Below are 11,585 nucleotides of genomic sequence, written 5' to 3' on the forward strand. Positions count from 1 at the left end.
GGCGGACGGCGAACCGGACGCCCGCTCATCGTCGTCCCGCTCAGGGGCGCCGGATGCTTCCGGCCGCTCGAACCTGCTGTCGGAGGCTGCCCGAAGAAGGAGTGAGCAAGGGTGGGCGCCGACGCCCGGCTGGGCCGGCCCGGCCGAGGCCGCCCTTCCCGAAAAGTGCCCCCCTAACGTGCCTCCCGCCAGGGGGCGATTTGTTGTGTGCTTGTTCCCCTGAGCGCCCCGGGTGCTGGTCGATCGCCGCGGGGCCGGCAGTGGAGTGCGCCTACCGCACCTGCACCGGACCGGCAGGGGACGAAGCACGACTCCCGATCGCTGCGTGCGGCCGAGTGCCGTCACCTCCAAGGAGCCTTGATGGACTTTTCCACCCATTGGATGAAACACGTCATCGGCATCGCACAAAGGGCGCCGCAGTCAGGTCGGCGGGTCGGCGTTGCGCTCGTTTCTGAACACAACGAGCTGATCTGCTCCGCCTTCGAGGGCGAAGTGCGCGGCGCATCCTGGTACCGCACTCTGCGGGGCAAGATGCAAGAGCTCGGAACATCCGGTGCACACAGCGTATATCTGACCATCAACACCCTCTCGGCGGACCGGTCGTTCGAGCTCGCCGAGCTCTTGGAGGAAGTGCGCGTCGACAGGGTTTACATCGGGCTGCCGGACCCCGCGCTGACGAGCTACCTCAGCGGCGATCCCGTCACCGAGCGAGGCCACGTACTGCGCTTCCCCGACGAACTCCAGCGCCAGATCCTGGACCAGAACCGAGACCTCTACGCGGCGAGCGAGCAGAGCATCGACTGCAACCCCCACTACTCCACCCACCGCATCAGCGAAGCCGTCGCCACCAAGTTGAGGTCGATGGGCTTCGCGCTGACCAAGGACGACGTCAACGCGCACCGGGGGAGGATGGCGCTCGCCTCTCTCATCGGCCAGAGGTACGGGACCGAGTACAAGGAGGCGGATCGCGCCGTAGGCGAGGCACTGGCCGCAGCGTTCGACGCTAAGTACGGAACCTACGACTACGCGTACGACGCCCGCACCGCCAACGCGTGGTGGGCCGACGACTTCATGGCGTTGTATAGGAGGTCGTCCACACGACCCCTGTCCGCCGTCAGCATCCTCAACGTCGGCGTCGGCGCCGGCCACGAAGCAGCGGCCCTGTTCTCCGACTGCCCGCGGATCACCTTCGCTGATATCGCGGAAAGCGGCCTCGCAAACATTAGCGAACGCATTCCCCTGGCGAGAACCGTCGTCTCCAGCGCTGAAAACCTGTCCGCCCTGCCGGACGAGATTTTCGATCTGTATGTCTCATTGAGGACATACAACTCGTCATTCTTCGACACGTCTGCAGCGGCCCTGGAAGCGCACAGATTGCTGAAGCCCGGCGCAGCGATTATCCTCTCCGTGGCTAACGGATTTCTGTATGCTCAGCGGGGCTGTGTCGTGCCGGGACTGATCATCCCCGGAACTGAATTCGTTGACCTCTATCGCGGAATGGAAACGGCGAACCTGATCGGCGCGGAGCTCGAGTGCGCTGGATTCAAAGATGTTCGAATGCTCCCAACAAGTACCGAGATCTACCTGTCGGCGGTCACCGTCTAACGCTTCCGTCCCGTCCTGCTGGCCGCGATCGCGACGTCCCGTCAGTTCTGCGGGAAGGCTGGATCTCAGCCGGCCGGGGCGACCGGACGGGCCTGGAGGTGGCAGCGTGAAGGAAGGGTTTCTGCAATGAACGGGCGAACGACGGTTGCCGAGCGCATCCTGCAGTTCAACGAGGGACTCGCGGACACGACGCTCGAACTGCCACCTGGATTCAGGGTCGTCAACCCTTTCAGCGGTCCCCAGAAGGAGCGCGTCCGCGAGGTGACGACCGCGTTCTACCGCAGGTACTACGACGACGACAGGCCCCGCCGACTGGTCCTGGGCAGCTCGCCCGCCCGGCGGGGCACGGCCGTGACCGGGGTCCCGTTCGAAGACGCGAAGCTCCTCGAAAGCGACACGGGAGTCGACGTCGCTGGCGGCTATGCGGTGAGCCGGCCCTCCGCCGGGTTCCTGCACGACGTTATCGCGCGCTACGGGGGCCGGACACGGTTCTACGCCGACTTCGTCATGAGCTTTGTGTGCCCGCTCGGCCTGGTGAGAACGAACCCCCAGGGAAGAGAGGTCAACTGCAACTACTACGAGAGCAAGAAGCTGCTGGAGCTGCTGCGAGCCTTCCTCGTGGACGCCCTGGAGCGCCAGCTGGAATTCGGAACGGACACTTCGGTGTGCTACTGCATCGGCAGTGGCGAAAACTTCAAATTTCTCTCGACCGTAAACGAGAGCCAGGGCTTCTTCGAGGAGATCGTGCCCTTGGAGCACCCTCGCTTCATCACGCAATACAACGGCGGGAGAAAAGAAGAATTCACCGAGAAGTACCTCAGTGCTCTGCGCGGAGAAGGCGATTAGCCGCGGCACCCTCCGCAGCGCCTCCCCCGGCCGACTCCCCGAAGGCCGAGGGCTCCCAACGCGACGGATCGAGAAGAAGGAGAACAGCACAGTGGTGTCAGAAGGCAGGATCCTGGTCCACTTCGGCCCGGAACACGTCAGCGTCCACCGCTCCCGGGGCGGGGAGCTGCAGCTGCTCGCGAGGGAACGGCTTCCGTTCGGAGCCGGCCTCGCCGGCGAGGCGCTGGCGGAGCGCGTCGGCAAGTTCTGCGCCGGGCTCAAGGAGTACGCCGAGGCCATCGACAACAAGAGCACGCGAGTGCACGCCACCGGGGTCTTCCAGCAGCTCCCGCCGCCGGAAGCGGCCGCGCTGGTCAACAGCGTCTACGTCGACACGGGCCTGTACTTCCACATCGTGCGGCCCGAGCTGGAGCGGTTCTACCTGGACACGGGCATGTCCGCATGCGGTTCGAACGACATGCTGGAAGGCCTGATCCGGCGGGAGTTCCGGACGGCGGTCGTCTGCGGCAGCTTCCAGCAGTGGCTGGGGGACATCGAGGGCACCATCGCCCGGCTGCGCGAAACCGGCACCGAGGTGCTCAGCCCCCGCAGCACCAGGATCAAGCCGGAAACCGAGGGCACCGACTTCATCCTCTTCGACTACCAGGACTTGCTGAGGAACGACCGCGACACGTGGCGGCACAAGTACGTGCACATGGACGCGTTCCGACAGGCCGACGCTGTCGTCGTGTGCAACCCGGGCGGTCGCGTCGGAAGCGGCACAGTCTTCGAGCTCGGCTTCATGTCGGCGCTCGGCAAGAGGGTCATCTTCACGGAGGAACCCCTGGGCGTGTCTATCTCCTTCCCCTGCGAGGTGGGCCTGGGCGCCTGAGCCCAACGCGCTGAGGACTGCCGCCCCCCACCCCGTTCGCGGATCGCGTCTCGGTGAACGGTGCAGCCCCCGGAAGCAGGTCGCCTGCTCGTCCTCTCTGTCCAACCCGATCCCGCTTCTCGGCTACAAAGATACGGAAAAGGACTCCTGCTGGTGGAACACATCGACATAGCACGCGACAGGCTGCGAGAGATCGTGGCGTCTGTCCTCGAGGTGGAAAAGGAAGCCATCGAGCCTGGTGCCCAGTTCTATGAGGAACTCGGCATGAGCTCCTTGGAGAAGGTCGAGGTCGTGGTCGCGGTCGAGCGCGAGTTCGGAGCCCTGTCCGCGCAGGAAGCGGCAGCCTTCACCAGCCTGGACGCCGCGGTGGCCGTGCTCGGCGAGCGGGCGACGGGCCCCCAGGGGGTCGGCCTGATCGACCTCCTGGTGGCGTGCCATGTCTCCGCCGGCCTGGGCGAAAGGGCCAGCTACCTCGACCCCGAGGCCGGGGAGATCACCTACGCGGGCCTCCTGGAGGCAGCACGTGGGTACGCGGGCGCCCTGCGGGCAGCAGGCGTGCAGGAGGGCGCCCGCGGCCTCCTGGTCGCCGACGACTCCGTGGCGACCGTGGTCGCCGTCCTCGGTCTGTGGTGGCACGGCTGCGTCCCCGTGGTGATCAGCCCGGTGCTTACGGACGACGAAGTCCGCTACATCGCCGTCGACTGCGCCGCCGCGATGGTGCACCTGGACGCAGCCGCTCCCACGCGGCAACGCGCCCTCGAGGAGCTGTTCACCACGACCACCCGCTTCGCCGGCGCTGACGTCCGCGCTGCTCTGGCGACGGCCGAGCCCGGCCCCGCACGGCGCCCGCATGAAGCTGGGCCCCCGGCCGCGTGGAGCTCGGAGCGCGAGGCGCTCGTGCAGTACACCTCCGGAAGCACCGGCATGCCCAAGGGGGTGCGGCACTCGGCGGGTGCGATCGCGGCCATGGCCGACGGCGTCGGCACGGTCCTGGCGCTGACGCCCGAGGACACCGTGCTGTCCAGCGCCCGCATGTCCTTCGGCTACGGCTTCGGCAGCTCCGTCCTGTGCCCCCTGGCGGCCGGCGCCCGCGTCGCGCTCATCAGCGGCACCGTCGACGTCCACTCCCTCGCCGCCGCGCTGCAGCACCACCGGCCCACCGTGCTGTTCTCCGTCCCGCGGCTGTACGCGGCGCTGCTGAATGCTGGGCTGGGGCTCGCCCCCGACTCGGTGCGGCTGTGCGTGGCGGCGGGCGAGAACCTGCCCGGTCCGCTCAGCGAGCGGATCCGCGCCGCCTTCCAGGCCGAGCTGCTCAACGGCCTCGGCGCGACCGAGGTCCTCTACATCGTCGTCGGCACGCCACCGGGGGAGGACCGTCCGGGGACCTTCGGGGTCCCGGTGCCCGGGATCACCGCGACCGTCCGCGCGGCGGACGGCACGCCCGTCGCCGACGGGGAGCAGGGCCGGCTGCACATCGCCGGCCCGACCGTCGCCCTGGGCTACATCGGCCGGCCGGAGGCCGCGGCGGTCACCTTCGCCGACGGCGGCGCCTACACCGGCGACGTGGTGCGCCGTGCGCCGGACGGCACGTTCACCCATCTGTGCCGCGCCGATGACGTGCTCAACCTGGGCGGCTACAAGGTCGTGCCGAGTGAGATCGAGAGCGTCGTCCGCGGTGTCGACGGAGTCCAGGACTGCGTGGTGGTCGGCGGCCGCGACGCCAACGGCCTGGAGCAGGCCGTGGCGTACCTGGTGGCCCGGCCGGGAACCGACGAGGCCGTGGTGCGGCGCGCGGTGACCGCCGCGATCCGTGGCGGCCTCGCCGCCTTCAAGCGCCCCGCCCGTCTGGAGTTCCTGGACGAGCTCCCGACCACGTCGACCGGCAAGGTGGCCGCCTTCGAGCTGAGGAAGGCGGCAGCCCGACCGTGACCTGGGACATCACGGGCATGGCGGCCGTCGCCAACCTCGGCGCCACCCCCGGGGAGATCTTCGCCGCGCTGTGCGCGGGTCAGGAGAGCCGCAGGCCCCTGCTGGCGTTCGACCCGGACAAGTACCGGGCGGCCTACGCCTACGAGATCGACGACCGGCCCGCCGGTGGCGGTGACCTGCCGCGGCGCGCCACCCGCTGGCTGACCACCGTCGTCCGCCAGGCGGCCGCCGACGCGGGCCTGGGCGAGGAGCTGGCCCAGGTGCCCGTGCTGGTCGGCACGACCATGCGCGAGCAGCGCAGCCTCGAACTGTGGTGGCGCCACGGCGCGGAAGTCGTGCTCGAGGACCTGCACTTCGGCACCGCGCTGAAGTCGGCCTTCGGGGCGTCCACCACGTACACCCTCGCCAACGCCTGCTCCGCCTCGCTGTATGCGCTCGGCCTGGCCACCGACATGATCGAGACCGGCCTGGCCGACACGGTTGTCGTCGCGGGCACCGACGCCGCCACCGAGAGCGGCTTCGGCACGCTCGACCGGGTGCAGAACGACCTCCCCGACGCGCTTCGCCCCTTCAATGTCACGCACAAGGGCATGCTGATGGGGGAGGGCGCGGCGGCCGTCGTCGTCCAGCGCGCCGGCACCGGGAGCGGGCCCGTGCACGCCCGGGTGCGCGGTGTGTCCATGGGCTGCGACGCCCACCACGCCACCGCGCCCGACCCCGACGGCATCACCCGCGCAGTTCTGGACGCCTACCGCAGAGCAGGGGTGCGGGCGAGCGACATCGACCTGGTGATGCTGCACGGCAGCGGCACCCCCCGCAACGACACGACGGAGGCGAGCATCCTTCGCCAGATTTTCCAGGGCGCGGGCGCCGGTCCGCGGATGACCGCCATCAAGGCGATGACCGGACACACCCTGGGCGGCTCGGGACTGCTCAGCCTTGTGATGGCGGTGCTCGCCATGAAGAGCGGGACGGTACCTCCGGTCCTGGGACTGACCGATCCGATCCCGGAGGCCGCAGGGCTGGGCCTGGTGCAGGGCGGCCCCGTCTCCGGTGACCTGGCCATCGCTCAGATCGACGCGTTCGGCTTCGGAGGGATCAACGCCGTCGCAATCGTGGAGGCGGCCCGATGAACGCGACGAGCACCATACGCACCGGGAGGGGCCCGAACGCCGCGGAGGTCGTCGTCACGGGTATCGGCCTGGCGCTGCCCGGTGTCGCGACGTACGGCGACCTCCTCGGACCGCTGCCGGGTGAGGGCGGCTTCGACCCGGCCACCGGACTCATCGGACGCAAGCTGCGCCACAAGGACCGCGCGTCCCGGCTCGCCCTGCGCGCGGCCGAGTTCGCCCTCCACGACGCCGGTCTGACCGACGCCGACGCCACGTTCACGGGCGCGGCCGACTCGACCGCCGTCGTGGTCAGCACCAACCTGGGCAACGCGGATAGCGTCTGCGAGGCCGCCGACACCATCGCCACGGCAGGCGTCATGGGTCTCAGCCCCTTGGGCCTGCCCCAGACGTCAAGCAACGTCATCGCCGGCTGGGTGGCCATCCGCTACCGGCTACGAAGCCCCAACCTCACCGTCTGCAACGGCGTCACGAGCGGGCTGGACGCCGTGGCCTGGGCCCGGAACCTCATCATCGCTGGGCGCGCCGAAGCAGCCGTCGTTGTCGGCGTCGAACCCGCAGGCGACGTGGTGGCGAAGGTCCTCGGCCAGCAGTCCACCGATGCGGCGGTCGCGGTCGTACTGGAACCCGCGGACGCGGCCGCTTCCCGGGGCGCACGGCCCCGCGCCACGATCAGCGGCTACGCACGGGCCCGGAACCTTGCCGCGGCACTGGTCGGCGCCGACGTCACCGAGGAGGAACCCGTCGGACTGTGGCTCGTGGACGAGGCGGGGGCCGCGGCTGCCGGGGAGGGCCGTCTGCTCGCAGCCACTCGCCGGATCGACCTGGAATCCCAGCTGGGCCCGCTGTCCGGGGCGCTCGGCGTCCTGCAGTGCGCCGCCGCAGCCGCCTACCTGGAGGGCGGCGTCATCGGCAACGTTCTGGCCACAGCCGGCGGCTCTCGCCACGACGCGACGGCCGCCCTGCTGCTGACCCCGCCGCCCGCCACTCGCCCTTTGACGCAGGAACGAGGACACTACCCATGACCACGACGCGCGTGACCATCGAGGAGCTCCGCGCCCTGATAGCCAGCGTGCTGGAGTCCGAGCCCGAGGAGGTCACCGACGGCGCGCACTTCGCCCACGAGCTCGACATCGACTCGCTGCTGATGCTGGAGATCTCGACCCGGGTGGAGAGCGCGTTCGGTGTCCCGGAGAATGCCGTGGCCGCCAGCGGCGCCACCACGCTCACGGAGCTGCATGCCTTCCTCACCTCGACGCTCACCCGCGAGACGCCGACCTCCCCGCTCATCCGCCCCAGGCCGGTGAGCGACCCAGCGGCGCGCGTTTTCCTGCTCCACCATGCCGGCGGCTCACACCTGCTCTACCGGGGCTGGGCGGAGCACTTCCCCGAGGGCTGGGAACTCTGCCTCTTGGAGGCCCCCGGCCGAGGCACCCTCCAGGCCCTGCCGCTGATCGACGACTGCGACCGGCTGGTCGACTACTTCCACACCGCCATCGCACCGTTGCTCGACCGGCCCTTCGGGTTCTTCGGCCACAGCATGGGCGCGCTGATCGCCTACCAGCTCACCCGCCGACTCCTGCGCCAGGGGGACCCGCTCCCCACCTGGCTGGGCGTGTCCGCCTACGGCGCCCCGCGAGGCGACGCCGACGCCGACAGCAGCCCTCACCTGATGGCCGACGACGAGCTGCGCGCCTGGCTGCGGAGCGGAGGCGGCAGCCCACCGCAGCTCCTCGACAACGACGACGTCTGGCACAAGTTCGCCCCGGTATTCCGCAGCGACTTCAAACTCGTGGACACCTGGGCTCCTCCCCGCAGCCCCGAGCCGCTGCCCGTCCCGCTGTCGGTATTCGCGGGCGTGCACGACAAGCTGGTCGGCGAGGACCGGCTCGTCGCCTGGCGGGGGCTCACGACGGACTTCCGCGGACACGAGAGGTACGACGGCGGCCACTTCTACTTGATGGACCACCAGCAGCCGCTCGCCGCCGCCATCACGGCCGCGATGCGCTCCGCAGCTCCTTGAGCCCGCTCTCACCACCACGCCACCCGCCAGACGATCAACGCCAACGGGGTGCCAGCGGGGGTGCGCGGCGAGCCCTCAGGTCAGGCGTCGGGGTCGACCTCGGGGTGTGTGAACCGCACGGGCCTGCCCAGCGACCTGGCGTAGGCGATCTCGGACCTGGTGCTGTCTCCGATGTAGTCACCGACCACGAGCACCTCATCAGCGAGCAGGATCTTCGACCGGTGCAGCTCGTCGAGCCGAACTTTCAGCGCCTCGGCCTCGACAGGATCGGACCAGCGCTCGTGCGGCGACTTCAGGTCGCAGCCCGGCTTGACGACGATCCTCCCGGCCATGGTCTCCCGCAGATCGGCCTCGGCCATCTCAGCCATGAAACGGGTGGAGCCGCAGATCGCGACGATACGAGGGAAGTTCAGCTGCTTCTTCGCCTCGGCGAGCTTGTCCGCGGGGGTGGTCACTTGCGGGGATGACACGGTTCCTCCTGGTGGTGCTGCCCGAGGGATGCCTGCGGAGACGAGAACGAAGGCGTCCAAGATCGCCTCACGGCAAATCACGTGCACACCTGCGCGCCCGAACTCTATGCGAAGAACATCCCTACCCGGTGCCGCGGCATCCCGCTGCGGTGTCGGCTTGGTCGGCCGGTCCCCCCGCCGCCAGCTGGTGGCGGTGCCGGATCGGGCTCAGGCACCGACACCACCCGAACGAGGGAAACACAATCCGGGCCGAAGGCCTCACCGGCACCCGGCGCCTGCGCCCTGGTCGACCCGACCGTCTGCCGCCCGCTCACTGACCACGACCGCTGTACGCTTCGACGAGGAGACCATGTCTACCGCATCTCACCAGCCCTGCCTCGGCAGCCCCGCCGAGACTGTCGCCGCGCCTTCCACACCCAGCGCGCAGGAGCAGATCACGGCGGTCGCCGACACGCTGGTGCTCGGGTACGGACTGCACCCGGCAGAAATCATGCGGATCCCGGAGGGCACCGCGACGGACAACTACGCCGTCGTCGACCAGACGGGCCGTCAGCACTTCGTCAAGGTCTATCGCACTCGAAGTAGCTTGGATCTGGAGCTGGCGTCGGTCGAGCTGTCCGAGTACGCCGCTGACGGGGGCGTCGCCACCGCGCGGGCGACCCGCACGCGCGCACACGAACTCATCGCTACCCAGGGCAGCCTGCTGATGTCCCTATGGACGTACGTGCAGCACACCGAGACTGCCGAGGGCACCCTGACCGGTGCACGGTGGGCAGCGGTCGGCGCAGCAATGGGCCGTCTCCACAGCCGACTCGCCACTCACCCCGCCGCCGCGCCCACCCTGAAGCCTGGTGCCGCGGTGTGCGACGTAGCCACCGCCCGTGCCCGCTTCGACAGGCTGATTCTCGCGTACCAGCACAGGCCCAGGCTGGGGGAGTTCGAGACATGGGCTCTACGGGCGGCGCGTGAGCGACACGCCGTCCTGGGGGACGTCGAGCGCATCCTCGCTTCACTTCCACCGCTGACGGTCCAGGTCATGCACGGCGACCTGGCCGGCCCCAACGTCCTGCTGAAGGACGACGACGTCGCCGCGATCGTGGACTTCGGACCACCCACACCCGACTACCTCGCCTGGGAAATCATGCGCCTTGGCTGTGACCCCAAGAGCTTCCAGTCCTACGGCGTCGAGAGGTGGCTCAAGGGATACACCGACCTCGCCCTCGCCTATCGAGACGCCAACCCCACGGCATCCCCAGACGACCTCCTGTCCTCGCTTCGCGTCGGCTGTGCAGCCATGCTCTGCTCGGCCTTTCCGCTGTCGGCACCCGTGGAACGACCCCACCTCGTCGATGCCGCACTCGAGTCCTACGCGCTGGCACGGCACGAGGCAGCTCTGACCCTGCTGGAGCAGCTGCCTGCTCTGGAGGCGGCCCTGCGCGACGCTCTTCGCTGAGCCCGGATCCACCGGGCGGCGACTTGCGCGGTGAGGGGTTGACGCAGAGAGGTGCCTGCTGAGCTGGGAGGATGGGAGTTCTCTACGCTTCCGTCCGCCCGATCAGCAAGGCACCTCGTAAGTGAAATCCTCCCACAACCGCGCCGTCCCCTCCGCCGCGTTCGACGAGCCGAACCTGATCGCGGACGCGGGACTGGTCCCGCTGGTCCGCCTGGCCGAGCGCGTCGGGCTTCCCGGCCTGGTCGGCGAGCGGCTGCAGATCGGCGGTGCCGGCAACAGCGCCGGTGCCAACCCGGCCGCGAAGGCGATGACCCTGGTCGCGGCGATGTGCGCCGGGGCCGACTCCATCGACGACACCGGCCGGCTGCGGTACGGCGCGATGGGCCGGCTGTTCGGCGGGGTACGCGCGCCCTCCACCCTGGGCACCTTTCTGCGCGCGTTCACACACGGGCACAACCGCCAACTCCACTCGGTGCACCGGGACTTCCTCGCCCGCCTCGCGCGAGACACCCCGCTACTGCCGGGCCTGGACCAGGTGGCGTTCGTGGACATCGACCCCACCCACCGCCGCGCCTACGGACGCGCCAAGCAGGGCGCCGAGGTCGGACGGTTCAAGGGCGTGCGCACCGGCGGGGCGTACCTGGCCCCGCTCGTCGCCGCCCGCCTGGAAGCCGCCGGCGTCGACGTGCAGGTGACGAGTGTGCGGCCCGGCGAGCACCACGACACCGGCCACCGGCGGGTGCTGCTGGTGGACGATCCGCCGCTGACCGGCCGCACGCTGCTGGCTCTGGCCCGGGACCTGCCCGGGGCCGAGGTGCTGGTGCCGGTCTTCGCCACTGCCGACGTGCAACCGCTGCGCCAGGCGGGGGTCGCGGTCACCATGCTGCTGCGCGGACAGTGGCAGTCGACCCGCCGCCTCGACCCCGACGCCCTGGCCGCTTACCTCGAGGCCCACGCCCAGTGGCCCGGCGCCCACCGGCCGCCGGTCCTGGACGCCCTCGTGCCCGGGCGGGAGAACTCCGTCCTGACCCCGTGGCCGGGTGTGCGCCACCGCTCACCCGCCCGGGCCGCCGTCCGGCTGCGCACGCCCGACAGCACCCGGAACGTGATCGTGGAATGGGTGCCGCCGGGGATCTTCGGCGACGCCGCCCGCGCCGCGGCCACAGTGCTGCGGCACCCGCTGGTCCCGGTCACGTTCGCCGTGGCGCCCGCGCTCGTGGTCAGCGAGGACCTCACCCCCACGGTCCCGCTCGGGCCC

The 11,585-nt window shown here is 69.9% G+C and carries 9 protein-coding genes and 1 pseudogene; 9 read left to right on the forward strand and 1 reads right to left on the reverse strand.

Annotation, left to right across the window (positions count from 1 at the left end):
- Positions 1–360: 360 nt before the first annotated feature.
- The 7 genes from ACFU7Y_RS29050 to ACFU7Y_RS29080 all read left to right on the forward strand — a co-directional run bounded on the left by ACFU7Y_RS29050 (position 361) and on the right by ACFU7Y_RS29080 (position 8,404).
- On the forward strand, positions 361–1,605 hold the full coding sequence (locus tag ACFU7Y_RS29050; RefSeq protein WP_380770165.1) for a methyltransferase domain-containing protein: 1,245 nt from the start codon (positions 361–363) through the stop codon (positions 1,603–1,605).
- 126 nt (positions 1,606–1,731) lie between these two features.
- Positions 1,732–2,451, forward strand: a complete 720-nt coding sequence (locus tag ACFU7Y_RS29055) for a uracil-DNA glycosylase family protein (RefSeq protein ID WP_380770166.1) — start codon at positions 1,732–1,734, stop codon at positions 2,449–2,451.
- A gap of 94 nt (positions 2,452–2,545) precedes the next feature.
- The gene (locus tag ACFU7Y_RS29060; RefSeq protein WP_380770167.1) at positions 2,546–3,322 is read left to right on the forward strand and encodes a nucleoside 2-deoxyribosyltransferase; all 777 of its coding nucleotides are present in this window, start codon (positions 2,546–2,548) and stop codon (positions 3,320–3,322) included.
- A gap of 153 nt (positions 3,323–3,475) precedes the next feature.
- Entirely contained in the window at positions 3,476–5,251 is a 1,776-nt protein-coding gene (locus ACFU7Y_RS29065) for an AMP-binding protein (RefSeq protein ID WP_380770168.1), read from the forward strand.
- On the forward strand, positions 5,248–6,384 hold the full coding sequence (locus tag ACFU7Y_RS29070) for a beta-ketoacyl synthase N-terminal-like domain-containing protein (RefSeq protein WP_380770169.1): 1,137 nt from the start codon (positions 5,248–5,250) through the stop codon (positions 6,382–6,384). Before ACFU7Y_RS29065 ends, ACFU7Y_RS29070 begins: the two co-directional genes overlap by 4 nt.
- Positions 6,381–7,406 carry a beta-ketoacyl synthase N-terminal-like domain-containing protein gene (locus ACFU7Y_RS29075; protein ID WP_380770170.1) on the forward strand — a complete coding sequence of 342 codons (1,026 nt, stop codon included), beginning with the start codon at positions 6,381–6,383 and terminating at the stop codon, positions 7,404–7,406. Before ACFU7Y_RS29070 ends, ACFU7Y_RS29075 begins: the two co-directional genes overlap by 4 nt.
- Positions 7,403–8,404 (forward strand): thioesterase domain-containing protein, encoded by a 1,002-nt coding sequence (locus ACFU7Y_RS29080; protein WP_380770171.1) that lies wholly within the window; start codon positions 7,403–7,405, stop codon positions 8,402–8,404. The genes ACFU7Y_RS29075 and ACFU7Y_RS29080 overlap by 4 nt, the downstream gene beginning before the upstream one ends.
- 80 nt (positions 8,405–8,484) lie before the next feature.
- Here the strand turns inward: ACFU7Y_RS29080 and ACFU7Y_RS29085 are convergent, their stop codons facing one another.
- Complete coding sequence (locus ACFU7Y_RS29085) at positions 8,485–8,874, reverse strand: hypothetical protein (protein WP_380770172.1); 390 nt, start codon at positions 8,872–8,874, stop codon at positions 8,485–8,487.
- A gap of 349 nt (positions 8,875–9,223) precedes the next feature.
- On the opposite strand from ACFU7Y_RS29085, the gene ACFU7Y_RS29090 reads away from it, so the two are divergent.
- Positions 9,224–10,327 (forward strand): phosphotransferase, encoded by a 1,104-nt coding sequence (locus ACFU7Y_RS29090; protein WP_380770173.1) that lies wholly within the window; start codon positions 9,224–9,226, stop codon positions 10,325–10,327.
- 121 nt (positions 10,328–10,448) lie between these two features.
- Positions 10,449–11,585 (forward strand): annotated as a pseudogene (locus ACFU7Y_RS29095) (hypothetical protein); the annotation flags it as partial.

Origin of the sequence: Kitasatospora sp. NPDC057542 (assembly GCF_042801945.1) — a bacterium.
In the GTDB taxonomy this organism is placed as follows: Bacteria; Actinomycetota; Actinomycetes; order Streptomycetales; family Streptomycetaceae; genus Kitasatospora.

What these genes read in the sequence shown, in the direction of transcription:
- ACFU7Y_RS29080 (WP_380770171.1), top strand. Translation starts at nt 7,403, where the DNA reads ATGACCACGACGCGCGTGACCATCGAGGAGCTCCGCGCCCTGATAGCC.
- ACFU7Y_RS29055 (WP_380770166.1), top strand. Translation starts at nt 1,732, where the DNA reads ATGAACGGGCGAACGACGGTTGCCGAGCGCATCCTGCAGTTCAACGAG.
- ACFU7Y_RS29075 (WP_380770170.1), top strand. Translation starts at nt 6,381, where the DNA reads ATGAACGCGACGAGCACCATACGCACCGGGAGGGGCCCGAACGCCGCG.
- ACFU7Y_RS29090 (WP_380770173.1), top strand. Translation starts at nt 9,224, where the DNA reads ATGTCTACCGCATCTCACCAGCCCTGCCTCGGCAGCCCCGCCGAGACT.
- ACFU7Y_RS29050 (WP_380770165.1), top strand. Translation starts at nt 361, where the DNA reads ATGGACTTTTCCACCCATTGGATGAAACACGTCATCGGCATCGCACAA.